The sequence below is a fragment of the Micromonospora sp. AB353 genome (assembly GCF_049538395.1).
In the GTDB taxonomy this organism is placed as follows: domain Bacteria; phylum Actinomycetota; class Actinomycetes; order Mycobacteriales; family Micromonosporaceae; genus Micromonospora; species Micromonospora aurantiaca.
Genome location: NZ_JBMVFV010000032.1, coordinates 23,414 through 49,242, shown reverse-complemented (window position 1 = coordinate 49,242; position 25,829 = coordinate 23,414). Strand labels below are relative to the sequence as shown.

20 protein-coding genes are annotated in these 25,829 nt (G+C 72.9%); 10 read left to right on the top strand and 10 right to left on the bottom strand.

The window, feature by feature from the left end; translation table 11 throughout:
* Window positions 1-34 precede the first annotated feature (34 nt).
* Together ACPCK6_RS15660 and ACPCK6_RS15655 are read left to right on the top strand one after the other, a co-directional pair.
* Window positions 35-691 (top strand): rhomboid family intramembrane serine protease, encoded by a 657-nt coding sequence (locus ACPCK6_RS15660; protein WP_355506665.1) that lies wholly within the window; start codon window positions 35-37, stop codon window positions 689-691.
* A 105-nt stretch (window positions 692-796) separates the two neighbouring features.
* A complete protein-coding gene (locus ACPCK6_RS15655) occupies window positions 797-1,765 on the top strand; it encodes an NAD(P)/FAD-dependent oxidoreductase (protein ID WP_423481461.1) in 969 nt (322 codons plus the stop codon).
* Between the two features lie 12 nt (window positions 1,766-1,777).
* On the opposite strand, the gene ACPCK6_RS15650 is transcribed toward ACPCK6_RS15655, so the two are convergent.
* Window positions 1,778-2,464: a TetR/AcrR family transcriptional regulator gene (locus ACPCK6_RS15650; protein ID WP_135243339.1), complete on the bottom strand. Its 687-nt coding sequence runs from the start codon at window positions 2,462-2,464 to the stop codon at window positions 1,778-1,780.
* A gap of 141 nt (window positions 2,465-2,605) precedes the next feature.
* Here ACPCK6_RS15650 and ACPCK6_RS15645 point away from each other — a divergent pair, with 141 nt between their 5' ends.
* Complete coding sequence (locus tag ACPCK6_RS15645; protein ID WP_396879942.1) at window positions 2,606-3,541, top strand: NAD-dependent epimerase/dehydratase family protein; 936 nt, start codon at window positions 2,606-2,608, stop codon at window positions 3,539-3,541.
* On the opposite strand, the gene ACPCK6_RS15640 is transcribed toward ACPCK6_RS15645, so the two are convergent.
* Window positions 3,538-4,422: a DMT family transporter gene (locus ACPCK6_RS15640; RefSeq protein WP_396880394.1), complete on the bottom strand. Its 885-nt coding sequence runs from the start codon at window positions 4,420-4,422 to the stop codon at window positions 3,538-3,540. The genes ACPCK6_RS15645 and ACPCK6_RS15640 overlap by 4 nt on opposite strands.
* Before the next feature lie 92 nt (window positions 4,423-4,514).
* Window positions 4,515-5,546: a class II fructose-bisphosphatase gene (glpX, locus tag ACPCK6_RS15635; protein WP_318332395.1), complete on the bottom strand. Its 1,032-nt coding sequence runs from the start codon at window positions 5,544-5,546 to the stop codon at window positions 4,515-4,517.
* Between the two features lie 147 nt (window positions 5,547-5,693).
* Between glpX and ACPCK6_RS15630 the strand changes: the two genes are divergently transcribed.
* Both ACPCK6_RS15630 and ACPCK6_RS15625 read left to right on the top strand, forming a co-directional pair.
* Window positions 5,694-6,356 (top strand): DUF4245 domain-containing protein, encoded by a 663-nt coding sequence (locus ACPCK6_RS15630; RefSeq protein ID WP_423481460.1) that lies wholly within the window; start codon window positions 5,694-5,696, stop codon window positions 6,354-6,356.
* Window positions 6,357-6,447: 91 nt separating this feature from the next.
* Complete coding sequence (locus tag ACPCK6_RS15625) at window positions 6,448-7,287, top strand: hypothetical protein (RefSeq protein ID WP_396879944.1); 840 nt, start codon at window positions 6,448-6,450, stop codon at window positions 7,285-7,287.
* Between the two features lie 40 nt (window positions 7,288-7,327).
* Here ACPCK6_RS15625 and ACPCK6_RS15620 read toward each other — a convergent pair whose 3' ends face one another.
* Together ACPCK6_RS15620 and xseA are read right to left on the bottom strand one after the other, a co-directional pair.
* On the bottom strand, window positions 7,328-7,540 hold the full coding sequence (locus ACPCK6_RS15620; protein WP_120571616.1) for an exodeoxyribonuclease VII small subunit: 213 nt from the start codon (window positions 7,538-7,540) through the stop codon (window positions 7,328-7,330).
* Between the two features lie 13 nt (window positions 7,541-7,553).
* Window positions 7,554-8,810, bottom strand: coding sequence for an exodeoxyribonuclease VII large subunit (gene xseA / locus ACPCK6_RS15615; RefSeq protein ID WP_194798573.1), 1,257 nt, complete (start codon window positions 8,808-8,810; stop codon window positions 7,554-7,556).
* An 87-nt stretch (window positions 8,811-8,897) separates the two neighbouring features.
* On the opposite strand from xseA, the gene ACPCK6_RS15610 reads away from it, so the two are divergent.
* Window positions 8,898-9,887: a 4-hydroxy-3-methylbut-2-enyl diphosphate reductase gene (locus tag ACPCK6_RS15610; protein WP_030270742.1), complete on the top strand. Its 990-nt coding sequence runs from the start codon at window positions 8,898-8,900 to the stop codon at window positions 9,885-9,887.
* Window positions 9,888-9,925: 38 nt separating this feature from the next.
* Window positions 9,926-10,342 (top strand): hypothetical protein, encoded by a 417-nt coding sequence (locus ACPCK6_RS15605; protein WP_423481459.1) that lies wholly within the window; start codon window positions 9,926-9,928, stop codon window positions 10,340-10,342.
* 62 nt (window positions 10,343-10,404) lie between these two features.
* Here ACPCK6_RS15605 and ACPCK6_RS15600 read toward each other — a convergent pair whose 3' ends face one another.
* Window positions 10,405-13,695: a S8 family serine peptidase gene (locus ACPCK6_RS15600; protein ID WP_423481458.1), complete on the bottom strand. Its 3,291-nt coding sequence runs from the start codon at window positions 13,693-13,695 to the stop codon at window positions 10,405-10,407.
* Between the two features lie 148 nt (window positions 13,696-13,843).
* Window positions 13,844-15,022, bottom strand: a complete 1,179-nt coding sequence (locus ACPCK6_RS15595) for a DNA recombination protein RmuC (protein ID WP_151013422.1) — start codon at window positions 15,020-15,022, stop codon at window positions 13,844-13,846.
* Between the two features lie 54 nt (window positions 15,023-15,076).
* On the opposite strand from ACPCK6_RS15595, the gene ACPCK6_RS15590 reads away from it, so the two are divergent.
* Window positions 15,077-15,877, top strand: coding sequence for a hypothetical protein (locus ACPCK6_RS15590; protein WP_355506648.1), 801 nt, complete (start codon window positions 15,077-15,079; stop codon window positions 15,875-15,877).
* Window positions 15,878-16,021: 144 nt separating this feature from the next.
* On the opposite strand, the gene ppc is transcribed toward ACPCK6_RS15590, so the two are convergent.
* Together ppc and ACPCK6_RS15580 are read right to left on the bottom strand one after the other, a co-directional pair.
* Complete coding sequence (gene ppc / locus ACPCK6_RS15585) at window positions 16,022-18,808, bottom strand: phosphoenolpyruvate carboxylase (RefSeq protein ID WP_423481457.1); 2,787 nt, start codon at window positions 18,806-18,808, stop codon at window positions 16,022-16,024.
* Window positions 18,809-18,931: 123 nt separating this feature from the next.
* Window positions 18,932-19,960, bottom strand: coding sequence for an ABC-2 transporter permease (locus tag ACPCK6_RS15580; protein WP_396879949.1), 1,029 nt, complete (start codon window positions 19,958-19,960; stop codon window positions 18,932-18,934).
* 84 nt (window positions 19,961-20,044) lie between these two features.
* Here ACPCK6_RS15580 and ACPCK6_RS15575 point away from each other — a divergent pair, with 84 nt between their 5' ends.
* Window positions 20,045-21,085 (top strand): S66 family peptidase, encoded by a 1,041-nt coding sequence (locus ACPCK6_RS15575; protein ID WP_423481456.1) that lies wholly within the window; start codon window positions 20,045-20,047, stop codon window positions 21,083-21,085.
* Between the two features lie 18 nt (window positions 21,086-21,103).
* On the opposite strand, the gene ACPCK6_RS15570 is transcribed toward ACPCK6_RS15575, so the two are convergent.
* Complete coding sequence (locus ACPCK6_RS15570) at window positions 21,104-22,012, bottom strand: cyclase family protein (protein WP_423481455.1); 909 nt, start codon at window positions 22,010-22,012, stop codon at window positions 21,104-21,106.
* Window positions 22,013-22,167: 155 nt separating this feature from the next.
* Between ACPCK6_RS15570 and mfd the strand changes: the two genes are divergently transcribed.
* Entirely contained in the window at window positions 22,168-25,821 is a 3,654-nt protein-coding gene (mfd, locus tag ACPCK6_RS15565) for a transcription-repair coupling factor (protein ID WP_396879952.1), read from the top strand.
* Window positions 25,822-25,829: the final 8 nt, after the last annotated feature.

The following is a 25,829-nucleotide window of genomic DNA, read 5'->3' as shown; positions in this document are numbered from 1 at the left end:
GCGGCCTGCCACTTTTGCTGATAGCTCTTGGTAGGTGACCTGGCACGGCGGCCCCAGCGGCGACCCCTACCGGTTCGGCACCGACGCGTTCTACGCGGCGCTCGGCCGGGCCTTCGTCGCCATGTGCGCGGTCGTGCCGGTGCTGTTCCTCATCGAGGCGCTCGACGTCGGCCTGCGACTCGGCCTGGACTACACCGCCGGCATCATCCCGCAGCGGCTCCAGGGCCTGGACGGCGTCTTCTTCTCACCGTTCCTGCACGCTGGCTGGAACCACCTCTACAGCAACAGCATCCCGCTGATCCTGCTCGGCACGTTCGTGCTCGCCGCGGGCACCCGCCGGTTCCTCTGGTCCACCGCCGTCATCATCCTGGTCAGCGGCCTGGGCGTCTGGTTCACCGGCTCACCCGACTCGGTGGTGGTCGGCGCCAGCGGCGTCATCTTCGGCTACCTCGGCATCCTGCTCACCCGGGGCGTGGTGGAGCGGAGCTGGTGGAACTTCGCCGTCGGCCTGCTGGTCGGGTTGCTCTACGGCTGGCAACTGCTCGGCATCCTGCCCACCGACGAGCGCATCTCCTGGCAGGGCCACCTGTTCGGGCTGCTCGGCGGCGTGGTCGCGGCGATCCTGTTCCGCCGCCGCAACGACGCCGGCGAATCCGACCGCCTCGGCTCACCCAGGATGACGCTGCCCTGACGGCGCGTTGATCGAAGCGCGGGACGTGCTTGCCCGGGGCCACCCGCCCGCCTACCGTTTCGGCATCAGCACGGGGTGATCCGAAGCGGAAAGTGACGGTACGCCATGCGCGAGGTCGATGTCGCCGTGATCGGGGCCGGTCCCGCCGGGCTCTTCGCCGCCTACTACGCCGGTTTCCGCGGACTCTCCGTGTCGGTGATCGACGCGCTGCCCGAGCCGGGCGGCCAGGTCACCGCGATGTACCCGGAGAAGCTGATCCTCGACGTCGCCGGCTTTCCCGCGATCAAGGGCCGTGAGCTGGTCACGAACCTGGTCGCCCAGGCCGCGCCGTTCCACCCCGACTACCGGCTCGGCGTACGCGCGGAGAAGCTGTCCTATTTCGACGGCCGGCCGGTGCTCGGCCTGGCCGGGGGCGAGCAGCTCACCTGCGGCGCGGTGCTGGTCACCGGCGGGCTCGGCAGCTTCACCCCCCGGCCGCTGCCGGTCGCGGAGAGCTTCACCGGCGGCGGGATCGTCTACTTCGTGCCGCAGCCCACCGAGCTGACCGACCGGCACGTGCTCATCGTCGGCGGCGGCGACTCGGCGTTCGACTGGGCCGCCACGCTCGCCCCGCTGGCCCGGTCGGTGACGCTGGTGCACCGGCGGGACCGCTTCCGGGCGCACGCCGCCACCATCGAGCGTGTCCGGGCACTGCCGGTGCGGATCGTGGTGAACGCCGAGGTGAGCCGGCTGTACGGCGAGGAGACGGTCACCGGCGCAGAGCTGACCGTACGCGGCGGCGAGGTGGAGACGCTGCCGGTGGACACCGTGGTGGCCGCGCTCGGCTTCACCGCCGATCTCGGCCCGCTCGCCGAGTGGGGGCTGAACCTCGATCGGCGGCACATCGTGGTGGACAGCGCGATGGCGACCAACCTGCCCCGGGTGTTCGCGGCCGGGGACATCACCGAGTACCCGGGCAAGGTCCGCCTGATCGCCACCGGCTTCGGTGAGGCCGCCACCGCCGTCAACAACGCGGCCGTCGTCATCGACCCGAGCGCGCACCTGTTCCCGGGTCACTCCTCGGACGGCACCTGACGCCGTTCGGTGTCAGGGCAGGCCGACCAGGTCCGCCATCAGGCCGATCTGGTGGTCGAAGTACTCGTCGCGGTGCGGTAGCGCCCGGTTGATCCGGCCGAACAGCTCGAAGCTGATCAGCCCGAACAGCTGGGTCCATCCGGCCATGCCGCGGGCCAGCAGCGCGGGCGGCACGTCCATGCCGAGCAGCCCGACCAGTTCGGCCACGTCGCCGCGCAGCGGCTCGGGCAGTTCCTCGTCGGGCGGGGCGAGCCGGCCGGAGGCCAGGCCGTCGCGCAGGATGCCGACCAGGGTCACCGGAGGGCGCTGGGCCGGCGCGACGGTGTCGTCCGGGGCCGCGTACCCGGGCACCGGGCTGCCGTAGAGCAGCGCGTACTCGGCGGGGTGGGCCAGCGCCCACGTGCGGGCGGCCCGGCAGGCGGCGAGCCAGCGTCCGCGCAGGTCGGCCTGGTCGGCGGCGGCGTCGGCCGCCTCCACCGCGTCGCCGAGCGCGTCGTACGCCTCGAGGATCAGCGCGGTGAGCAGGTCGTCGCGGCTGGGGAAGTAGCGGTAGATCGCCGAGGAGACCATGCCGAGGTCGCGGGCCACAGCGCGCAGGGAGAGGTTCGCGCCGTCGGTGTCCAGGTGTCGGCGGGCCACCGTCTTGATCTCTTCGATCATCCCGGCGCGGACCCGGGCGCGGAGCGAGGGAGCGACCATGCCGTCACTCTGCCACGGATGAGAGCGGCAATCAAAAGAGAGAGCACTGCTCTTGACGCGGACTGCTCGCATGAGTCATGCTCTGTTTCGAGAGCGGTGCTCTCGATTCGGACAACTGCTTCAGCAAAGGTGGAACCTGTCATGGCACTGCACGTGATCGTCGGCGCCGGCCCCGTCGGCACCGCCACCGCCCGCCTCCTCGCCGAGCGCGGCGAGCGCGTCCGCGTGGTCACCCGGCGCGGCACCGGCCCCGAGCACCAGGCGATCGAGCGGGTGGCCGCCGACGCCGCCGACGCGGACCGGCTCGCCGCGCTCACCGAGGGCGCCGACGCGCTCTACAACTGCGCCAACCCGGAGTACCACACGTGGCAGACGGACTGGCCGCCGCTCGCCGCCGCCCTGCTCACCGCCGCCGAGCGCAGCGGCGCCGTGCTCGCCACAGTCGGCAACCTCTACGGGTACGGCCCGGTCGACGCACCGATGACCGAGGCCACCCCGCTCGCCGCCACCGGCGTCAAAGGCCGGGTCCGCAACCGGATGTGGGCCGACGCCCTGGCCGCCCACCGCGCCGGCCGGGCCCGGATCACCGAGGTACGCGGCTCCGACTACATCGGCCTCGGCGGCAAGTCGCTGCCCATGATGGTGCTGCCCAAGGTGGTCGCCGGGCAGCGGGTGTTCCTGCCGGTCGCCTGGGACGCCCCGCACACCTGGACGTACGTGGGCGACGTCGCCCGTACCCTCGTCGCCGCCGCCACCGACCCGCGGGCCTGGGGACGGGCCTGGCACGTGCCGAGCGCGCCCCCGATGTCCATGCGGGCGCTCGCCGACCGGGCGGCGCAGCGGGCCGGGGCGCCGGCGCCCCGGCTGACCCGGATGCCCTACCCGGTGCTCTGGCTCGGTGGCCTGGCCGACCCGTTCGCCCGGGAGCTGCGGGAGACCGCGCACCAGTTCGCCGGACCGTTCGTGATGGACTCCACCGCCGCCAGTGAGACGTTCGGGATCGAGGGGACGCCGCTGGACCGGGTGGTCGACGAGATGGTCACCGGCCTGCGCGCCGCGCCCGCCGCCGCCCGCTAGGGGCGGCGGGCCGGGCCGAAGGCGGCCACGAGCACGGCGACCATGGTCAGCGCCGCGCCGAGCAGCGTGTCCAGCCCGGGGTGCGAGGCGGCGGTCGGCAGTACCAGGTCCAGCAGCACCGCGCCGACGATCTGCCCGGCGATCGTGGCCAGACCCAGCAGCAGCACCCCGGTGAACCGGACGAGGGCGGCGGCAAGCGCGATGAACACGATGCCGAGCGGGCCGCCGAGATAGAGCCACGGCTCGCTCGGGAACGCGCCGTCCGGCCGGCCCCGTACCGCCAGGTCCACCGCGAGAGTGACGAGCAGTGCCGCCGTGCCGACGGTGAAGTTCACGAGCGTGGCCGTCATGGCGCTGCCCGCCGCCGCCCGCACCCGCCCGTTGACCGCCTGCTGCCAGGCGATGCCCACCCCGGCCGCCAGCGGCAGCAGGGCCAGCACCAGCGCCTCCGGGTCGCCGAGCCGGTCGCCCACCGCCAGCAGGACGGCGAGCACGGTGAGCACCGCGCCGATCAGCCGGTTCGGGGTGACCGGCTGCCGGCCGCTCGGGCCGATGCCGGCCCGGTCGACGAGCAGGCTGCTCCCGGATTGCCCGGCCACCACCGCGACGGTGAAGACCGCCACGCCGAGCGCGCCGATGGTCAGCCCCTGCGTCGCCACCAGGAACGCGCCGCACACCCCGCCCAGGCACTGCCACGGTCGCAGCGTGCCGGCGCGCAACGCGCCGCGCAGGGCGGCCAGTCCCCGCCGGCCACCGGGGGTGGCGGGGACCAGCACCAGCAGGATCAGCAGACCCACACCGAACGAGACCACCGCGGCGGCGATCCCGTCGGCCAGGCGTACGCCCAGCTCACCGTTGATCCGGGACTGTACGGCGACCATCACGCCCGAGGCGGTGGCCAACCCGACACCGGCGACACGTCGCCCGGTCGACAGCGTCGGCGGTGCCGGTGGTGCCGCCGTCCCGGCCCGGCTCACTCCTGCTCGGCCAGCGGGCGGCCGTCGAAGTCGACAGCCGAGTAGAGGGCGAGCTTCTCCAGGCGGTGGTACGAGTCGATCACCCGGATCGTGCCGCTCTTGGACCGCATCACGATCGACTGGGTGTACGCGCCACCGGAGCGGTACCGCACGCCGCGCAGCAGGTCGCCGGAGGTGACGCCGGTGGCCACGAAGAAGCAGTTGTCGCCGGTGACCAGGTCGTCGGTGAACAGCACCCGGTCCAGGTCGTGCCCGGCGTCCAGCGCCTTACGGCGCTCGTCTTCGTCCTTCGGCCAGAGCTTGGCCTGCATCATGCCGCCCATGCACTTGAGCGCGCACGCGGCGGTGATGCCCTCCGGGGTGCCGCCGATGCCCATCAGCACGTCCACGTCCGACTCGCCGCGAGCCGCCGCGATGGCGCCCGCGATGTCGCCGTCGGAGATGAACCGGATCCCCGCGCCGGTACGCCGGATCTGCTTGACCAGGTCGTCGTGGCGCGACCGGTCCAGCACGCACACGGTCACCTCGGCGGCGTCGGTGCCCTTGACCTTGGCGATCCGGTTGATGTTCTCGGCCACCCCGGCGTTGATGTCCACCACGTCGGCGTACATCGGGCCGACCGCCAGCTTCTCCATGTAGAAGACCGCACTCGGGTCGAACATCGCGCCGCGCTCGGCCACCGCGAGCACCGCCAGCGCGTTCGGCATGCCCTTGCTCATCAGCGTGGTGCCGTCGATCGGGTCGACCGCCACGTCCACCTCGGGGCCGGTCCCGTCGCCGACCTCCTCGCCGTTGAACAGCATCGGGGCGTTGTCCTTCTCGCCCTCGCCGATCACCACGACGCCGCGCATCGGGATCGAGTTGATCAGCTTTCGCATGGCGTCGACAGCTGCGCCGTCGCCGCCCTCCTTGTCGCCTCGGCCGACCCAGCGGCCGGCGGCCATCGCCGCGGCCTCGGTGACCCGGACCAGATCGAGGGCGAGGTTGCGGTCGAGATCCTGGGGCGTCCGCGTCCTGGTGGTTGTCATGGCGGCCTCCTCGCGACGTTGCGGGGTGGGACCGGCGGCCACCGCCGCCGGTTTTGTCGCTGATCCTCACACGATCTCAGGTTCGCCGTCCCGGCGGGGCGGAGGAGGCCAGGATCACGTCACCCGGTGGGCTGCGACAATGACCCTGTGGAAGCCGCACAGCCTGCCGACCGCACTCCGACCGACGCCACCCCGCCGGACGGCCAGCCCGCGCTGGTCGAGCCCGCGACCGCGCCGTCCGCGGCCCCGCAACCAGCGGCTGTGGCACCCGAGCCCGAGCCCGCTCCTGCGACGGGCAAGGCCCGGTCCGAGCGGTCGCCGAAGGACATGGCGCTGTCCCTGCTGATCCTGCTGGTCCCGATCGCGTTGCTGCTCGCCTTCTACCGGGGCTTCCTCGGCGGCGACTCGCCGGTCACCGTCGACCCGGCGCCCGCGCTGGAGCAGGCCCGCTCCGCGAACGCCTTCCCGGTCAGCGAGCCGACCGGGCTGGGCGACGACTGGCGTACTGTCAACGCCCGCTTCCGGACCGAGCCGGACGGCTCGACGCTGCGGATCGGGTACGTGACCCCGGAGGGCCGGGGCGCGCAGCTCGTGGAGAGCGACGTCCCGGCGGAGAAGCTACTGCCGGCCGAGCTGACCGAGGGGCAGCCGCAGGGCGCCGCCGACCTGCCCGGCGGGCTGAGCTGGCAGCGCTACACGGCACGCGGCAACGAGCAGGCGCTCGTCCTGCTGGAGCCGAACCGCACCGTGATCGTGGTCGGTGACGCGGGCGAGACGGAGCTGCGCAAGCTCGCCACGTCGCTGCGCTGACTCCTCCCTCCGGGTGAGGCGGGATTGCGGATCCCCGCTTCCGGGAACAGAAGGGACATCGAGCCCGGACGACCCACCTGGAGAGGTTGACGTGAAGATACGACGCTTCAGCGCCACCGCGTTCGCCGCGGCGCTGCTCATTCCCGGCCTGGCGGCCTGCAACGGCGACGGGACGACGTCCGACGCCTCCGCGACCCCGAGCGCCTCCGGCAGCGTCGCACCGAGCGCCACGGCGTCCAGCAGCGCGGCCAAGCAGGCCCTGCTCGACTCCACGAACGCGATCCGCGAGGGGAACTTCAAGTTCTCCATGACCGGCGCGGGCTCCACCGCCGAAGGGCAGGTGCACGAGCCGAGCCAGAGCGCCGACATGCGGATGACCATCGGCGACCCGTCGTCGGACCTGATGATGAAGCTGGACCTCATCCACGCGAAGCCGGACAGCTGGGTCAAGCTGGAACTCGGTGGCACCGCCGCCACGCAGATCCCCGGCGTGAAGAACCTCAACACCGGCAAGTACCACCACCTCGACCAGAACCGGATCAAGGGCAACCGGGCGCTGGGCTTCGACTTCGAGAAGCTCGACCCGGCCGGCAGCGCCGTGCTCACCCAGGGCATCACCGAGGTACGGCAGACCGGCGAGGGCGCGTACGAGGGCACCGTCGACGTGTCGAAGGCCGCCCAGGCGGGTTCGCTCGACCCGGCCGTGATCACCGCGCTCGGGGCGCAGGCCCAGTCGGTGCCGTTCACCGCCAAGGTCGACACGCAGGGCCGGCTCAGCGAGATGGTGCTCAAGATCCCGGCCGCCGGGCAGAGCGCCGCGCAGGACCTGAAGATCACCTACACCGACTACGGCAACGCGGCGCCGGCCCAGAAGCCCTCGGCCGACCAGGTCGTCGAGGCCCCCGCCGAGCTGTACAACCTGTTCAACTGACGTCTGCGGTGGGGTTCGGCTGGCGCGCCGAACCCCACCGTCAGTCCTCGGCGCGCTGCCGGGCGGCGTCGATGCGGGCGCGGGCGCCGTCCAGCCAGCGCTGGCACACCCCGGCGAGCTGCTCGCCGCGCTCCCAGAGGGCCAGCGACTCCTCCAGCGAGGTGCCGCCCGCCTCCAGCTTCTCCACCACCGAGGCCAGTTCGGCGCGGGCCTGCTCGTAGCTGAGCTGTTCGTCCTGCTTCGTCCCGGTCATCGTCTCTCTTCCCTCACCCGTCGACGGTGGCGGTCAGCTCGCCCTCGGCGAGGCGTACCCGCAGTGGATCGCCCTTGGCGACTTCGGAGGCCGCGCGGACGACGTGGCCGTCGGCGCGCTGCACGATCGCGTAGCCGCGCTCCAGCGTCGCGGCCGGGGACAGCGCGCGCAGCCGGGCCAGCGTGTGCCGCAGGTCGTCGGTGGCGCCCCGCAGCCGGTGCTCTAGGGACCGGCCGGCGCGGTCGCGCAGCGCTGACACGTCCACCGCCCGCTGCTCGACCATCACCTGCGGCCGGGCCAGCACCGGGCGGGAGCGCAGCAGGTCGATCCGGTGCTGCTCCCGGTCGACCAGGTGACGCACCGCCCGTTCCAGCCGGGACCGGGCCTGGCCGATCAGGCGGACCTCCTCGGTCAGGTCCGGCACGATGCGCTTCGCCGCGTCGGTCGGGGTGGAGGCGCGCACGTCGGCCACGTAGTCGAGCAGCGGCGCGTCCGTCTCGTGGCCGATCGCGCTGACCACCGGCGTGCGGCAGGCGAAGACCGCCCGGCACAGCGCCTCGTCGGAGAAGGGCAGCAGATCCTCGATGCCGCCGCCGCCGCGGGCGATGACGATCACGTCGACGGCCGGGTCGGCGTCGAGCACCTTCAGCGCGCCGACGATGTCGGGTACCGCGCTCGGCCCCTGCACCGCCACGTTGATCGTGCGGAAGTCGACGGCGGGCCAGCGGCGGCGGGCGTTGGTCAGCACGTCCCGCTCGGCCGCCGAGGCGCGGCCGGTGATCAGGCCGACCCGGCCCGGCAGGAACGGCAGCCGCCGCTTGCGGGACCGGTCGAACAGGCCCTCGGCGGCGAGCAGCTTCTTGAGCTTCTCCAGCCGGGCCAGCAGCTCACCGAGGCCGACCTGGCGGATCTCGTCGGCGCGCAGGCTGAGCGTGCCCCGCGCGGCGTAGAACTCCGGTTTGGCGTGCAGCACCACCCGGGCGCCCTCGCGCAGCTCCGGCGCACCCGCGTCCAGCACGTCGCGGTTTGTGGTGACGGTGAGGCTGAGATCGGCCGACGGGTCGCGCAGCGTGAGGAAGACGGTGCTCGCGCCCGGGCGACGGCTGATCTGCGCCACCTGGCCGTCGACCCACACCCAGCCCAGGCGGGCGATCCAGGCGCCGACCTTCTGGCTGACCACCCGGACCGGCCACGGCTCCTCAGCCGTGCTCCGTCCGTCCGGGCTGCTCCGCCCGTCCGGCGCCCCCCGGCCGTCCTCTCCCGCGCTCACCCGCCCACCCTACGGCCCGGGACCGACAGCGCCCGCGCGCGCCTCGCGGCCGCTGCCGTGCGGGAGGGCGGCACGTACGATGGGCGGGTGACTGACGCTGAGACGACTCCCCGGACCGGCAAGCGCGTGCTCCTGGCCAACCCGCGCGGCTACTGCGCAGGCGTGGACCGGGCGGTGCAGACCGTCGAGGAGGCGCTGAAGCTCTACGGCGCGCCGATCTACGTGCGCAAGCAGATCGTGCACAACAAGCACGTGGTGCGCACGCTGGAGGCCCAGGGCGCGATCTTCGTGGAGGAGAACGAGGAGGTGCCGGAGGGCGCCACGGTCATCTTCTCCGCCCACGGCGTGGCCCCCGAGGTCTACGAGCAGGCCAAGCAGCGCTCGCTGCGGGCGATCGACGCCACCTGCCCGCTGGTCACGAAGGTGCACCACGAGGCCCGGCGGTTCGCCGCGCAGGACTACGACATCCTGCTCATCGGGCACGAGGGGCACGAGGAGGTCATCGGCACCGCCGGTGAGGCCCCCGCCCACATCCAGCTCGTCGACGGCCCGGACGGGGTCGACAAGGTCACCGTGCGCGACCCGGAGAAGGTGGTCTGGCTGTCCCAGACCACGCTGTCGGTGGACGAGACGCTGGAGACCGTGGCCCGGCTCAAGAAGCGGCTGCCGCTGCTCCAGTCGCCGCCCAGCGACGACATCTGCTACGCCACCTCCAACCGCCAGCACGTGGTCAAGGAGATCGCCCCCGAGTGCGACGTGGTGATCGTGGTCGGCTCGCGCAACTCCTCGAACTCGGTCCGGCTGGTCGAGGTGGCGCTGGACGCCGGGGCCCGCGCCGGCTACCTGGTCGACTTCGCGCACGAGATCGAGGACGCCTGGCTGACCGGCGCCCGGACGGTGGGTGTGACCTCCGGCGCGAGCGTGCCCGACGAACTGGTCCAGCAGGTGCTCGCGCACCTGGCCGAGCGCGGTTTCGGCGACGTGGAGGAGATCACCACCGCGGACGAGCGGCTGACGTTCTCGCTGCCGCAGGAGCTCAAGCGCGACATGAAGGCCGCCGCCGCGGCCCGCGGCTGACCGGGAACGGATCGGCGGCCCGCCGCGTCCAACCGACCATGAAGACTCCTCGTACGGTGCTCGTCGCACTGCTCGCCGGCCTCGCGCTGACCGCCTGCGCCGCGCCCGGCGACGGGTCCGCCGATTCCAGCCCGAACCCGAGCCCGAGTACGACGGGAGCCGCCCCCGTGACCAGCCAGCCCGACCCCGGTACGAGCCCGAAGCGTCCCGGCCCCTCCTGGAAGGGTGGCCCGTCGACCCCGCCGGGGGTCGGCGGCACCGTCATCAGCGGCACCGTGCAGGCCGGCGTGGAGCCGAACTGCCTGCTGCTCGACGGCCACCTGCTCGTCGGCGGGCCGCGTGACGTGCTCAAGGCCGGCGCCCGGGTCGAGGTCACCGGCCGCCCCGAGCCGGGCATGATGACCACCTGTCAGCAGGGCACCCCGTTCGTGGTCGAGTCCGCCCGCCGCGCCTGACCGCAAGCGCGAAGGAGCCCCGCCCCCTCCGAGAGGGGACGGGGCTACTTCGTGTCAGCGGCTCAGTTGACCGCGAGGACCTCGACCGAACCGCGGCCGACGACCGCGCCCTCGGTGGTGGTCACGGCCATGTCGCCGTACAGCTCCCGGCCGGCGGCCGGGGTGGACAGGGCGGTCACCGCACCGGTGAGGGTGGCGGTGGCGCCGTTGGCCAGGGACAGCGGCGTGGACGGCGCGGAGAGCGTGCCCAGCGCCGGGGACGCGAACGAGTCCCGGTAGTCGTACGCGGTGCTCGGGTCACTCATCGAGTAACCGTCGACCACGACCCGGTAGGTGCCGGGCGTCGGGTTGGTCAGCGTGACCGCCTCCTCCGAGTCACCGTCGGCCGACTGGCCCACCTGCGTGGTGCCGCGGAAGACCGTCAGGTCCAGGTCGGCGCTCAGGTCGGACGGGTTGCCGATCCGGGCGGTGAACGAGGTGGCGCCAGCGGGCACCTCCACCGTGTACTCCTGGGTCGCGCCCTCGGTGATGCTGGGACGCTCGGACCGGACGCTCGCCAGCGGACCACCGACGCCGGTCACCTGGACCGGGCCGAACGTGTTGGTCAGGCTCCAGCTCACCGAGGCCGGGGTGCCGGCGGTGACCGACGGGAGCTGGACCACTGCCGGCTCCACAGTGACGCCCTGCACGCGGGCCTGGAGCCGGAACGGGTTGTCCAGCGCCGGCGAGGTGCGACGCGCCTCCACCTCGATCTCCCACACGCCCGGCAGCGGGTTCTGGTAGTCCCGCTCCTGCGGCTTGCAGACCGCGGCGTCGGAGAAGTTGGTGTAGCAGGCGGTGCTGGCGGTGCTCTCGACCGGCACGCCGTACGGGTTGATGGCGATGAAGCGGGTCTGCGAGCCGGTCGCGATGCCGGACAGGTTGACCTGCAGCGCGCCGGCACCCGGCGGCACCGTCACGAAGTACGACCGGAAGCCGTTGCGCTCGACCGAGCCGTCGGCCGAGAACGAGTACGCCGGAGCGGCGACCGGGTTCGAGGCGATCACGACGGTGGCGACCTCGAAGTCGACGACGGAGGTGGCCGGGTCGTCGACGGTCATGATGGCGCCGTGCGCACCGGCCGTCATCGGCTTGGCCTTCACCTTGACCGTGACGGTCTTGTTCAGCGGCAGCCACACCACCTTGGGGGCGCTGTAGGTGCCGTCGTTGCCGCGGAAGGCGACCTCGTGCTTGACGCCCTTGTTCGGGCCGCTGGTGCGGGTCAGCTTCACCTCGTAGTGGCGGCTCTCCTTGACCTTCTGGCCACCACGGTCGGCGGCGCAGCGGTTGTAGAGGCCGGTGCCGACGTTCGGGTTCGGCACGAACGTGCCGGAGGCCCGGTCGTAGCGGGTCAGGTTCGGCGACAGCTCGGTGCAGACCGGCGCCTCGGAGGTGTAGGTGCGGGTCTGCACGCCCTTGGCGAGCAGGCTCCACGCGCCCGGTACGTCGAACATGCCGTAGCCCTGCGCGTACGTCGGGACGCCGCTGATCGGGTCCGCCGAGGTGTAGACGGCCCGGCGCAGCGCGGCCGGGGTGACGCCCTTGCCGGTCGCCTTGGCGGCCGACAGCAGCAGCGCGGCGGCACCGGCGGCCTGCGGGGACGCCATCGAGGTGCCGTTGAGCATCTGGTAGCCCGGGGGCAGCGAGTAGCCCGCCTCCGGCACCGGGTTGCCCGGCTGCCAGGTCGGCGCGGTGGAGATGGCCGAGCCGGGGGCGGCGATGTTCGGCTTGAAGCCGCCGTCCTCACGCGGGCCGCGCGACGAGAAGTTGAACAGCGCGTTGTCCTTGCGGACCACCGAGCCGTAGTTGGCCAGCCAGGTGTCCTTGCTGACGCTCGCCGCCACGCTGACCACGTCGGTGGCGACAGACGGGTCACCGACGGTGTTCACGCCCGGACCGGAGTTGCCGGCCGAGATGAACAGCTGCACGCCGTAGGTGTTGATGAGGTCGTTGTAGAGGACCGCACGGGCGTTCGAGCCGTCGTTGAGCGCCGGCAGACCGCCGATCGACATGTTCACCACGTCGACCTTGCGGTTGATCACCAGGTCGGCCATGCCGGTGGTGAGCGCCGCGGCGGTGCAGCCGCCACCCCAGGAGCAGGCGCGGGCGGAGACCAGCTTTGCACCCGGCGCGGCGCCGTCGAAGGCGCTGTTGCCGAGCATGTCGTTGGCGGCGGTGATGCCGGCGACGTGGGTGCCGTGGGTGCTCTCGATGATGCCGATGTTGACGTAGTCGACCAGGCCGGGGCCGCCGACCGGGGCGGTGTTCACGTTGCGCCGGTACTCGACCACGAACGGGATCTGCTCGCGGACCGCAGTGGCCGGGTTGTCGGTGCCGAAGTGGCCGACCTGGAACTTCTCCTTGTACGGCCGCATCACCTCGTCGTCGGTGAAGTCGTTGTTCTGGTTCGCGTCGACGCGGACGTCACCGGTGGTGGGGTTGTAGAGGACGCCCCAGAAGTCGGTGGTGTCGCCGTCGCGGTTGAGGTCGCCGCGCGCGTCGCTGTTCGCGGTGATGTTCTCGCGGAACACGTTGAACCGGTAGTTGCCGGCCGGCGCCGTCCAGGTGCCCAGCGAGGTGGTGAACGTCGGGCCGCTGACCTCGGTCAGCATGGGGCGCCAGGAGGCGTCCTCCAGCGGGTCGGTGGCGGTGACCCAGTCGACGATCTTGCGCTCGCCGGTGGTGGTCTGCTGGAGCGCCGGGTGGTCGAGGTCCACACCGGAGTCCATGATGCCGATGGTGACGCCGCGGCCGTCCCACTGCGGGTTCGCGGCCTTGAAGGCCTCCGCGCCGGTCTCGTTCGTCGGCATGTACGGGTTCACCGCGCCGGTGTCGCCGCCCGGCCCGGCGAGCGTCTCGGCCTGCGAGGCGGTCTTGGCACCCTTCGGCGCCGCCTCGGGCGCCGGGTCGGGGAGCTTGATGGTCTCGTCCAGGTCGACGGCGGCGACACCCGGCAGCGTGGCGGCCTTGAGCGCCTTCGCGGTCGGGACCTTCGCCAGCACGTAGCCGATCTGGTCGTACCGCTGGCTGACGGTGGCGCCCAGGCCGGTCAGGCCGTCGACGACCTTCTTGGCCGAGCCCTTCTTCGCCGCGATGATCATCGTGACGGTCGACGCGTTCTTCGCCTCGGCCTCGTCGAGCAGCTTGGCGTCGTGGGCGCCCAGTGCCTTCGCGGCGGTCGGCTGCGAGGGCGGGGTGGCGGGGGCGGCGCTCGCGGTGCCGGCGCCACCCCCCACGGTCAGGGCGCCGGCCGCGAGGACCGAGGCCAGGAGCGCGGCGGACGGTCGCCGGCTGCGCGTGCGGGGTTTACTCAACGTTCTCTTCCTCCAGAGAACAGGGCCCTCGAGGGGCAGGGCACGTGTGACGGTGATCCTGCGTGTCAGGACGGCAGGTGTCACTACTCGGCCTGGGTTTGTGACCAGTCCGTGATAGAAATCGGCCTACGTCATCACGTGCGGCGTGTTAGGCGTCGACGTCCGTCGACCTCTCGGCCGATGTGGACGGCGTGCCCAGCAGCTCGGGTGCCTGCGGCTGCCTCGGCGCCAGCTCGACCTGCGCCGGCGCGGCCAGCTCGTCGTCGGAGACGCCCAGCTCGGCCAGCTTGCGGGCGCTGACCAGCACTCGCGCCTCCAGCGACCCCACCGCCCGGTTGTACGCCGTCACCGCCCCGCTCAGCGAACTGCCGAGCTTGCCCACGTGGTCGCCCAGAGTGGACAGCCGCCCGTACAGCTCGCGGGCCAGCGAATGGACGGTCGCGGCGTTACGCGCCAGCGCCTCCTGCCGCCACGAGTAGGCCACCGTGCGCAGCAGCGCCACCAGCGTGGCCGGCGTGGCGAGCACCACGTTGCGGGCGAACGCGTGCTCCAGCAGGGACGGGTCGCGTTGCAGCGCCACGTCGAGGAACGGGTCCGCCGGCACGAACAACACCACGAACTCGGGCGTCTGGTCGAACGCCGACCAGTAGGACTTGGCCGCCAGGCCGTCCACGTGCGCGCGCAGGTGCCGGGCGTGCGCGTCCAGGTGGGTGTCGCGCCCCCGCTCGTCGCGCGCCTCCATCGCGGTCAGGTACGCGTCGAACGGCGCCTTCGCGTCCACCACCACCGTCCGGCCGCCGTGCAGGCGCACCACCAGGTCGGGGCGTACCCCCTGGTGGTCGGTCGCGGCGGTGACCTGCTCGCTGAAGTCGCAGTGTTCGAGCATGCCGGCGGCCTCGACGATCCGGCGGAGCTGGTGCTCGCCCCAGCGGCCGCGTACCTGCGGCGCGCGCAGCGCGGCGACCAGCTGCTTGGTCTCGGTGCGCAGCTCGCCGGAGACGGCGCTCATGGACCGCACCTGCTCGCGCAGCTCGGCGTACGCGTCGACCCGGTCCCGCTCCAGCTCCGCCACCCGCTGTTCGTAGCGGCGCAGCGTGTCGTGCAGCGGCGCCACCGCGCGGGCCACCGCCTCCTGGGACTGCGCCGTCGCCTCGTAGCTGAGCGCCCGCATGGACTGCTCCAGCCGCCCCTCACCGGCCCGGGTGGCGGCGAGCGTCGCCTCCAGGCGGGCGATGTCGGCCGCCGCGCGCGCCCGCGCGGCCAGCCAGCCCACCGCGCCGCCCGCGGCGAGGCAGAGCACCACCACGGCCAGCGTCGCAAAGCTCATGGCCAAGAGCTTGCCAAACGGGTACGACGAGCGCCCGGTGGGTACGTTCGAGTCATGGAGTTCGCGTTGTGGCTGGTCCTGATCCTGCTGCTCGGAGGTGCGTTCGTGTTCTGGCGGAGGGGCAGCAGATCGCGTCGGTCGAACGAGCTGGCCGACGCCCGCGCCGAGGCGCAGCGCTGGTGGGAGCGGCTCGGCGGCCAGCTGATGAACCTGCACGGCGACGCCCCGGCGGTCCGGCAGGCGCTCGCCGACGCCGGTGAGCGCTACAACGCGGCCGGTTCGCAGCTCGAGCAGGCCACCACGCCGCGCCAGTTCGGGCTGGCCCGGGAGACCGCGCTGGAAGGGCTGGCGTACATCCGGGCGGCGCGGACCGCGATGGGCATCGACCCGGGCCCCGAGCTGCCGCCGCTCGCCGCCGCCCAGGGTACCGGCGCGCTGACCAAGGAGCGCCAGGTCGACGTGCAGGGGCAGACGTTCCGGGCCGGCCCGCAGCCGGGGAACGCGACGCCCTACTACTACCCGGGTGGCCGGTTCCAGGGGCGGCCGGTGCCGGCCGGCTGGTACTCCACGCCCTGGTGGAAGACCGCGCTCGGCGCGGGCGTCGGTGTGGTCGGCGGCCTCCTGATCGCGGACGCGCTGTTCTCGCCCGCGTTCGCCGACCCCGGGTACGACGCCGGTTACCAGGAGGGCTTCGGCGACGGCCAGGACTTCGGCGACCAGGGCGACATGGGTGGCGGCGACGCGGGCGGCGGTGGTGACTACGCCGGTGGCGACTTCGGCGGCGGCGGGGACTACGGCGGCGGTGACTTCGGTGGCGGTGACTTCGGTGGTGACTTCGGCGGCGGCGACTTCTAGCCGACGCCGCCCCGCGGGCGCGGCACCGCCGCGCGGGGCGCGGTGCCCCGCGCGTCGGGCGCTGCTCGCGACGCGCCGCGCGCAGGCGTTAAGAAGGGCCCCCTCTTATGCACGAGGCGTTAAGAGGGGGCCCTTCCTTACACCTCAGCCGGTGTTGCGCATGCCGGCGGCGATGCCGTTGACGGTGGTCAGCAGCGCCCGCTCCAGCGCCGTACCGTCGTTCGGGGCCCGCCGCCCACCCGGCGCGGTCGCCACCGCCCGCCCGGCCGCGCCTGATTCGCGGTACTGCCGCAGCAACGCCACCTGGAGGTGGTGCAGCGGCTCCAGGTAGGTGTCCCGCACGGCGAGCGTGCGCTGCAGCACCGGAGAGTTGTCCAGCAGCGCCGGTGCGGCGGTGACCGCGAGCACCTCCTGCTTGGTCAGCTCGTACTCCTGCTCGATCTTGTCGAAGATCGGGTGCAGCTTCTTCGGCACCAGCGTCTCGACGTACCGCCGGGCGATGGTCAGGTCGGTCTTGGTCAGCATCATCTCGACGTTCGACAGGAACGTGCGGAAGAAGTGCCAGTTCCGGTTCATCTCGGCGAGCACGTCGGCCAGCCCGGCCGCCCGGGCGGCGGCCAGCCCGGAGCCCACACCGAACCAGCCCGGCACGATCTGCCGGGTCTGCGTCCAGCCGAACACCCACGGGATGGCCCGCAGGCCGGACAGGCCGGCGCCGGTGTTCGGGCGCTTCGCCGGCCGGGAACCGATGTTCAGCGCGCCGAGCAGCTCGGTCGGCGTGGACGCCCAGAAGTACGCGGGCAGGTCCGGATCCTCGACCAGCGACCGGTACGACCGGAACGCCGACTCCGACACCACGTCCATGGCCGCGTCCCAGCGCTCCAGCATCTCGGCCGGCTGCCGGGGCGCGGTGTGCAGCAGCGTCGCCTGGAGCACCGCCGCCACTGTCAGTTCCAGGTTCTCCCGGGCCAGCGCCGGCAGCGTGTACTTGTCGGAGATGACCTCGCCCTGCTCGGTCACCTTGATCGCGCCGTCCAGCGTGCCGTACGGCTGGGCCAGGATCGCGTCGTGCGTGGGGCCGCCGCCCCGGCCGACGGTGCCGCCCCGGCCGTGGAACAACCGCAGGTGTACGCCGTGCCGCGCGGCCACGTCCCGCAGCGCGCGCTGCGCCCGGTGGATGGACCACTGGCTGGTGGTGATGCCGGCCTCCTTGTTGGAGTCGGAGTAGCCGAGCATCACCTCCTGCACGTCGCCCCGGGCCGCCACGAGCGCCCGGTACGCGGGCAGCGACAGCAGCTCGTCCAGCAGCTCTCCACCGGCGTTCAGCTCCGCCGGGGTCTCCAGCAGCGGCACGATGCCGATGCGGGCCCGCCCGGAGTGCACGTCCACCAGGCCGGCCTCGCGGGCCAGCACCACGGCGGCCAGCACGTCGTCCACGCCGAGCGTCATCGAGATGATGTACGACTCGATCACCTCGGGGCCGAACCGGTCCTGCGCCTCGCGGATCGCCGCGAACACGTCGAACGTCTTGCGGGCCGACTCGGTGAGCGGGCTGTCCTGGGTGGAGAGCGGCCGGCGGCCGGTCAGCTCGTCGGCGAGCAGCTTGGTGCGCTCCAGCCGGGACAGCGCCGGGTAGTCGGAGACCTCGCCGACCGCCTCGTAGAGCTGGGCCAGCACCTCGTGGTGCTTCTCCGCGTGCTCCCGGATGTCCATGGTGGCCAGGTGCAGGCCGAACGCGGACACCGTACGGATGGCCGAGGCCAGCCGCCCGACGGCGGTGAGCTGGCCGGAGTTGCGGGCCAGCGACGCGCGCAGCAGTTCCAGGTCGGCGATCAGCTCGGACGAGCCCCGGTAGTCGCGCCCCGGCACGTGCGGGGTGTCGGCGCGCAGCCGTTCCCGGGTGTTGGCGAGCTTCGCCTTCACGCACCGCGCCTTGAGCCGGTACGGCTCCTCCGCGTTGACCCGGCGGAACCGGGGCGCTACCTCGGGTAGCGCGTCCAGATCCTTGGCGAGGCTGGCGGACAGGTCGAGCGACACCGCGCGCAGCCGCCGGGAGACACTGACCTCGGTGATCAGCTCGTCCATCGCCTTCTCGGTGGCGGCGATGCCGTGTTCGTGCTGGATGCGCAGCACCTCGCGGGTGACCACCGGCGTGACGAACGGGTTGCCGTCGCGGTCGCCGCCGATCCAGGTGCCGAAGCTCAGCGGGCGGGACGTCGGCGACGTCTCCACGCCGAGCGTGCGCAGCGTGTCGGCGAGGTCGTCGAGGACCTGCGGCGCGGCCTCGGCGTACAGGTCGCGCAGGTAGTAGATCGCGTTGCGCGCCTCGTCTGTCGGATCAGGCCGGTCGAGCCGCAGCTCGTCGGTCTGCCACATGAGGTCGAGCAGTTCGGCCAGGCGGCGGTTCGCCGGGCCCTCGTCGCTGGCGCCGTACAGGATCGCGTTCGCGGTCTCGGTGTCCAGCTCGTCGGCCACGGCGCGCAGCTTGGACAGGATGGACCGGCGGGCCGCCTCGGTGGGGTGGGCGGTGAAGACCGGGCGTACGGCCAGCCGGCGGGCCGCGGCGGCGATCTCCTCGGCCGGTACGCCCCGCTCGGCGATCATCTTGGCCGCCTGGTCCAGCCAGCCGCCGTGGGTGGCGCGGCGGCGGCGCAGGTCCCGGGCGCGGTGTACCTGCTCGGTGATGTTCGCCAGGTGGAAGTAGGTGGAGAAGGCACGGGCCAGCTTCGTGCCGGTGGTGACGTCGAGCCCGGCGAGGCGCTGGGCGGCGGCCGGCGCGTCGGAGCGGACCTGGGCGCGGATCTCCTCGACCAGGTCGAGCAGCGGGCGGCCCTCCTGCCGGGCGAGGGTCTGCCCGAGCAGCGTGCCGAGGCGGCGGATGTCGGCCCGGAGAGCGGCGTCGGGGCCGTCGTGGTCGTGCTGGTCGGTCACGGTTGCGCTCCTTACGCGAGGACGAAGGACAGCGCTGTCCGACTCCTCTGGATGGTATCCGCGCGGCCCCGGGGGACAGGAGGGGGACGGCGTGATGATCTGCACTCTGGGACGGCCCGCCGGTCAGCTCCGCTCGACGGCGTGCCGTCCCGCCTTCGGTCCGCGGCGCGCCCGGAACAGGGTCGCGGTGAGCAGCCCGGCCAGGCCGGCGACCACCCAGACCAGCAGCCCGGTCAGTGCCCATCCGCCGCCACGCCAGTCGAAGTAGATGGCCGACTTGAACAGGTCGGTGGCGAGGCCTGGCACGTTCCAGCGGTGCATGCCGCGCAGGAACGGCGGCAGGAACTCGGGCGCGTAGATGCCGCCGGAACCGGGGTTGCCGAGCACCACGAGCAGCAGGATCACGATGCCGGTGCCGAGCAGCCCGAGCCAGCCCTGGACGGCGGCGGCGACCATCCCGGCCGCGAACGCGGCGAGCGCCCCGACCACCGCCACCGTCGCCACCTGATCGGGGAACACGCCGAGCACCGGTCCGACCAGGATCGCCCCGATGACGCCGAGCAGGATGGCGTGCACCGCCAGCGTGGCGATCCGCAGCCCGGCCCGGCGCAGGTCGCGCGGGCTGGTGCCGAGCGAGATGCCGAGCGCCGTGGACGCCAGGTAGCCGCCGAGCACCACGCCGACGGCCAGGTAGAACGGGACCAGGCCGCGCGGGTCGTCGGCGGAGACCGGCACGTCGTCGGTGACCTCCAGTGGCACCCCGGCCTGCCGGGCTGCCTCGGTGAACACCTCGGTGACGAGTTCGGTGGCGGCGGGCGCTCCCGCGCTGGCGGTGGCGAGCGTCAGGCCGCCGCCCGGGGCGGAGCTGAGCACCGCGTACACCGATCTGTCGGTGAGTCCGTCCTGGGCGGCGCCGCGGCTGTCGTACCCGACGGGTTTGATCGTGTCGGTGCGGGCGCGGACGGCGGACATCACGGCCTGGGCCTGCTGGTCGCTCGTGACCACGGCGACCGGCACGTCACGCGGGTCCGGCTTGTGCAGCGCGCCGACGTAGGCGGCGATGAACGCGCTCGCCAGCGCGAGGGTGCCGAGGATCAGCGCCGCCGTGCGGGGCAGCCAGTCCCGGGTACGCAGCTCCGGCTCGTCGTCCACGGCCTCAGCCTATTGCGGTCATATGCCCGGCTCGTGGGGTTTCGCCTGGTGAAAACCGGTGGCCCGGGCCGGTAGCGTCGGGCCATGACGGTGCCTGTCTATCCCGCCAAACCGCAGCCCGGCGACCGGGTCGCGGTCGTCTCACCCTCCGCCGGCCTGCCGGGTCTCTTCCCCCACGTGTACGAGCTGGGGCTACGCCGGCTCCGCGACGAGCTGGGGCTGGAACCGGTGGAGTATCCGACCACCCGCGTCATGGGCGCCGACCCGCGCGACCGGGCGCGTGACCTGACCGCCGCGTTCGCCGACCCGACGATCACCGCCGTGCTGGCCACGGTCGGCGGGGACGACCTGATCACCGTCACCCCGTACCTGGACGACGAGGTGCTGCGGGCCAACCCGAAGCCGTACTTCGGCTACTCGGACAACACGAACGTGCTCAACCACCTGTACCGGCTGGGCGTCGTCGGCTACCACGGCGGCTCGGTGCTGGTGCACCTCGGGCGCTCCGGGAAGCCGCACCCGTCCACGCTCGACTCGCTGCGCGCCGCGCTGTTCACCACCGGCTGGTACGAGCTGACCGCAGCGTCCGAGTGGGGCGACGAGCCGTGCGACTGGCGCGACCCGGCCACGCTGGCCGAGGAGCCGCCGATGTATCCGTCCGAGGGCTGGCGCTGGCACGGCCCGGCCGAGGTGGTGCAGGGCCGCACGTGGGGCGGCTGCCTGGAGATCGTGCACTGGCTGATGGCGACCGACCGGGTGCCCACGGCCGCCGAGCTGGCCGGGTCGGTGCTGGTGCTGGAGACGTCGAACGAGCTGCCGCCCGCGCAGGAGGTCTTCCGGATCGTGCGCAACATGGGCGAGCGGGGTCTGCTGGCCGCCGTCCCGGCGATCGTGGTCGGCCGCCCCAAGGCGTGGGACTTCGACCGGCCGCACTCGGTCGCGGAGCGGCTGGCCTGGGGTGAGGAGCAGCGGGCGGCGATCCTGTCGGCGCTCGCCCCCTACGCGGGCGACCCGGTGGTGGTCTTCGACGTCGACCTGGGTCACACCGATCCGCAGGTGATCATCCCGTACGGCGGCGAGATCCGCGTGGACGCGGTGGAGCGCCGCATCGCCGTGCGCTACTGAAGGGCGCGGCGGTGCGGGTCAGGCGCCGACGATCGCGAAGGCGCGGACCGGGAACGTGCCCATGCCTGCTACCCGTGGCGGGGCGGCGGTGAACCGGAAGCCGGTCGGCGGCAACTCGGAAAGATCGGTCAGGTGCTCCACGATCGGGATGCCGGCGGCCAGCAGACCGGTGTGCGCCGGGCGCTGACCCGCTGCCGCCGCCGTCATGTCGTCGATGTTGATCGAGTCGATGCCGACCAGCGCCGCGCCCGCCTCGGCCAGCCACTGCGCGCCGTCACCGGTCAGGTAGGGCGCCTCCGGAGCGGCGTACGCGTCGGTGCCGAAGTGCGCGTCCCAGCCGGTGTGCAGCAGCACCGCGCACCCGGCCACGTCGTACGGGGCGAGCATCAGCCGGTCCACCGCCCGCGTACCGGCCGGCACGCGTACCACCAGGCCGGGCAGGTCGGCGAGACGGTCCAGCGGCACCCCGGTCAGGTCCGGGCCGTCGGCGAAGCGGTGCGACGGCGTGTCCACGTACGTGCCGGTGTTGGCGATCATGTCGATCCGCGCGACGTGGAACTCGACACCGGGCGCGTACCGATTCCGGGACTCCTCCCGGGTCAGCCAGTCGGTGATCGCCGGTCCGGGCCAGCCGGGCAGCGTGACCATGCCGTCGGTGACCACGTGACTCAGTTCGACGAGCCTCCGCCCACCGGAGGCCGGTACATCGAGGCCCCGCCCGCCCTTGTGCGGCTCCTCGACGACGGTCCGGTCGGTGATCCGTACCTCACCGACCATGAGCAGCCCCAGGTGCCGGACCAGCAGCGCGGCCACCTCGTCGTCGGTGACGTCGGGGTGCGGCACGTCCAGCCGGAACCCGTCGGTGCGCAGACCGCCACCGTTGGAGAAAAGCACCTCGGCGTCGAAGACCGTCCGATACTCGACCATCCACCCACCGCACCACGCCCGGTCGCCGCCGGTCAAGATCCAACATCGGGCGGGCCCGGTTCGTCGGTGGAGGGGGATAGGCTCGAACGGTGCACCCCCCGTCCGGCTGGACGCGGGGTCGTCGTCGTGTGTCGAGCCGCTGGAAGTGATCACTGATGCTCACCGGACTCTTCTCCGCCGCCCTGGCCGACCCGGGGCTGGCCCGGGCGCGTGACCTGGCGCGCTCCGGTGCCGCGCAGGTCGACGGGCTCGACCTGACCGCCCCGGCCGCGCTGCGCCCGTTCGCGGTGGCGGCGGTCGCCGCCGACGAGCCGGCCGGCGGCGCGGGCCGCCCCGTACTCGCGGTCACCGCCACCACCCGGGAGGCCGACGACCTGGCCTCCGCGCTGGGCAGCCTGCTCCCGCCGGAGCAGGTGGCGGTCTTCCCGTCCTGGGAGACGCTGCCGCACGAGCGCCTGTCGCCCCGATCCGACACGGTCGGACGGCGCCTCGCCGTGCTGCGCCGCCTGGCCCACCCGGACGCCGCCGACGCGCACGGCCGCACCGGGCCGCTGCGGGTCGTCGTCGCGCCGGTCCGGTCGCTGCTCCAGCCGCAGCTCAAGGGCCTCGGCGACCTGGAGCCGGTGCAGCTCGCCGCCGGGGACGAGGCCGACCTGGAGGAGGTGGCCCGCCGGCTCACCGACATGGCGTACGCCCGGGTCGACCTGGTCACCAAGCGCGGCGAGTTCGCCGTCCGCGGCGGCATCCTGGACGTCTTCCCGCCCACCGACGAGCACCCGTCCCGGGTCGAGTTCTGGGGCGACGAGGTGGAGGAGATCCGCACCTTCGCGGTCGCCGACCAGCGCACCATCGAGGGCGTCGCGCAGCTCTGGGCACCGCCGTGCCGGGAACTGCTGCTGACCCCGGCGGTGCGGGAGCGGGCCGCCGCGCTCGCCGCCGAGCACCCCGAGCTGGCCGAGATCCTGGACAAGCTGGCCGAGGGCATCCCGGTCGAGGGCATGGAGTCACTCGCCCCCGCGCTGATCGGCGCCGACGCGCTGGAACTGCTCGTCGACTGCATGCCGGCCGGCACCCACGTACTCCTCTGCGACCCCGAGCGCATCCGCACCCGCGCGCACGACCTGGTCCGTACCTCGGAGGAGTTCCTCCAGGCCAGCTGGGCCGCGGCCGCCGTCGGCGGCCAGGCCCCGGTCGACCTCGGCGCCGCCGCCTTCAAGACCCTGGCCGAGGTACGCACGGCAGCCCGCGCCCTGCGCCAGCCCTGGTGGACGCTCGCGCCGTTCGGCCTGGTCGAGACGGACGCGGCACCGGCCCGGCAGCCCTGGGAGGACGAGCCGGCCGCTGTCGACGTCACCCCCGACGACGCCATCGCGGTGAGCCTGGCCGCCCAGCCGGCTCCGCTCTACCACGGCGAGACCGCCCGGGTGGTCGAGGACCTGAAGCGCTGGGCCGGCGAGGGCTGGTCGATCGCGCTCGTCTTCGAGGGGCACGGCCCCGCCCAGCGGGCCGTCGAGGTGCTGCGCGACGCCGGTCTCGGCGCCCGGCTCACCGAGGAGGTGCCCACCGCGCCCGCGCCGGGCGAGCTGCTCGTGTCGTGCGGCTGCCTGACCGCCGGGTTCGTCGACGAGGCGTCGAAGTTCGTGCTGCTCACCGGCAACGACGTCACCGGCGGGCGGGGCACCTCCACCCGCGACATGCGCAAGATGCCCAGCCGGCGGCGCAACACCATCGACCCGCTGGAGCTGAAGGCCGGCGACTACGTCGTGCACGAGCAGCACGGCATCGGCCGGTACGTCGAGCTGGTGCAGCGCACGGTGAACGGCGCCAGCCGCGAATACCTGGTCATCGAGTACGCGCCGAGCAAGCGCGGTCAGCCCGGCGACCGCCTCTTCGTCCCCACCGACCAGCTCGACCAGCTCTCCCGCTACGTCGGCGGCGAGCAGCCCACGCTGCACAAGATGGGCGGCTCGGACTGGCAGAAGTCCAAGGCCCGGGCCCGCAAGGCGGTCCGCGAGATCGCCGCGCAGCTCATCCAGCTCTACGCGGCGCGCAAGGCGTCCAAGGGGCACAACTTCGGACCCGACACCCCGTGGCAGCGCGAGCTGGAGGACGCGTTCCCCTGGCAGGAGACGCCCGACCAGCTGGCCGCCATCGAGGAGGTCAAGCGGGACATGGAACAGACCGTCCCGATGGACCGGCTGATCTGCGGCGACGTCGGCTACGGCAAGACCGAGATCGCGGTACGGGCGGCGTTCAAGGCGGTGCAGGACGGCAAGCAGGTGGCCGTGCTGGTGCCGACCACGCTGCTGGTGCAGCAGCACTACAACACGTTCGCCGAGCGGATGAGCCAGTTCCCGGTGTCGATCCGGCAGCTGTCCCGGTTCCAGACGCCGAAGGAGACCGAGCAGACGCTGGAGATGGTCGCCGCCGGCACCGTCGACATCGTCATCGGCACCCACCGGCTGCTCCAGGCATCCACCCGGTTCAAGCAGCTCGGGCTGGTCATCATCGACGAGGAGCAGCGGTTCGGCGTCGAGCACAAGGAGCACCTGAAGACGCTGCGCGCATCCGTCGACGTGCTCGCCATGTCGGCCACCCCGATCCCGCGGACGCTGGAGATGGCGATCACCGGCATCCGGGAGATGTCCACCATCGCCACCCCGCCGGAGGAGCGGCACCCGGTGCTCACGTTCGTCGGGGCGTACGACGACCGGCAGGTGGCCGCCTCCATCCACCGTGAGCTGCTGCGCGACGGTCAGGTCTTCTACCTGCACAACCGGGTCGAGTCGATCGAGAAGACGGCACGCAAGCTGCGGGAACTGGTCCCGGAGGCACGGGTCGCGGTGGCGCACGGCCAGATGGGCGAGGAGGCGCTGGAGAAGGTGATGGTCGGCTTCTGGGAGAAGGAGTTCGACGTCCTGGTCTGCACCACCATCGTCGAGTCCGGCATCGACATCCCGAACGCCAACACGCTCATCGTGGAGCGGGCCGACCTGCTCGGCCTGGCCCAGCTGCACCAGATCCGCGGCCGGGTAGGCCGGGGCCGGGAGCGGGCGTACGCGTACTTCCTCTACCCGCCGGAGAAGCCGCTCACCGAGAACGCGCACGAGCGGCTGGCGACCATCGCCCAGCACACCGAACTCGGCGCCGGCATGTACGTGGCGATGAAGGATCTGGAGATCCGCGGTGCCGGCAACCTGCTCGGCGGCGAGCAGTCCGGCCACATCGAGGGCGTCGGCTTCGACCTGTACGTGCGGATGGTCGGCGAGGCGGTGTCCGCCTTCAAGGGCGAGAGCATCGAGGAGGAGACGGAGGTCAAGGTCGACCTGCCGATCGACGCGCACCTGCCGCACGACTACGTGGCGGTGGAGCGGCTGCGCCTGGAGATGTACCGCAAGCTCGCCGAGGCCCGTGACGAGGAGCGCCTGCGCGAGGTGGTCGCCGAGATGACCGACCGGTACGGCGAGCCGCCCGCGCCGGTGCAGAACCTGGTCGCGGTGGCGCGGTTCCGGCTGCTGGCCCGCCGCTACGGGCTCACCGACGTGTCGATGCAGGGCAAGCACATCCGGTTCGGTCCGCTGCCGCTGCCCGACTCGAAGCAGATGCGGCTCAAGCGCTACCACCCGGACTCGGTCTACAAGCAGGCGCTCGACCAGGTCAGTGTGCCCCGGCCGAGCACCCGGCGGATCGGCGGCGAGCCGTTGCGCGACCAGGCGCTGCTGGAGTGGTGCGGGCAGCTCCTGGCCGACGTGCTCGGCAAGCCCGAGGAGCTGGCCGGTGTTGCCAGGTCCGGGGCGGGTGCGCGATGAGGTGGGCG

Coding starts and splice junctions, on each gene's coding strand:
- ACPCK6_RS15655 (WP_423481461.1), top strand. CDS start 797: ATGCGCGAGGTCGATGTCGCCGTGATCGGGGCCGGTCCCGCCGGGCTC.
- ACPCK6_RS15650 (WP_135243339.1), bottom strand. CDS start 2,464: ATGGTCGCTCCCTCGCTCCGCGCCCGGGTCCGCGCCGGGATGATCGAA.
- ACPCK6_RS15645 (WP_396879942.1), top strand. CDS start 2,606: ATGGCACTGCACGTGATCGTCGGCGCCGGCCCCGTCGGCACCGCCACC.
- ACPCK6_RS15640 (WP_396880394.1), bottom strand. CDS start 4,422: ATGGTCGCCGTACAGTCCCGGATCAACGGTGAGCTGGGCGTACGCCTG.
- glpX (WP_318332395.1), bottom strand. CDS start 5,546: ATGACAACCACCAGGACGCGGACGCCCCAGGATCTCGACCGCAACCTC.
- ACPCK6_RS15620 (WP_120571616.1), bottom strand. CDS start 7,540: ATGACCGGGACGAAGCAGGACGAACAGCTCAGCTACGAGCAGGCCCGC.
- ACPCK6_RS15605 (WP_423481459.1), top strand. CDS start 9,926: ATGAAGACTCCTCGTACGGTGCTCGTCGCACTGCTCGCCGGCCTCGCG.
- ACPCK6_RS15595 (WP_151013422.1), bottom strand. CDS start 15,022: ATGAGCTTTGCGACGCTGGCCGTGGTGGTGCTCTGCCTCGCCGCGGGC.
- ACPCK6_RS15590 (WP_355506648.1), top strand. CDS start 15,077: ATGGAGTTCGCGTTGTGGCTGGTCCTGATCCTGCTGCTCGGAGGTGCG.
- ACPCK6_RS15575 (WP_423481456.1), top strand. CDS start 20,045: ATGACGGTGCCTGTCTATCCCGCCAAACCGCAGCCCGGCGACCGGGTC.
- ACPCK6_RS15570 (WP_423481455.1), bottom strand. CDS start 22,012: ATGGTCGAGTATCGGACGGTCTTCGACGCCGAGGTGCTTTTCTCCAAC.
- mfd (WP_396879952.1), top strand. CDS start 22,168: ATGCTCACCGGACTCTTCTCCGCCGCCCTGGCCGACCCGGGGCTGGCC.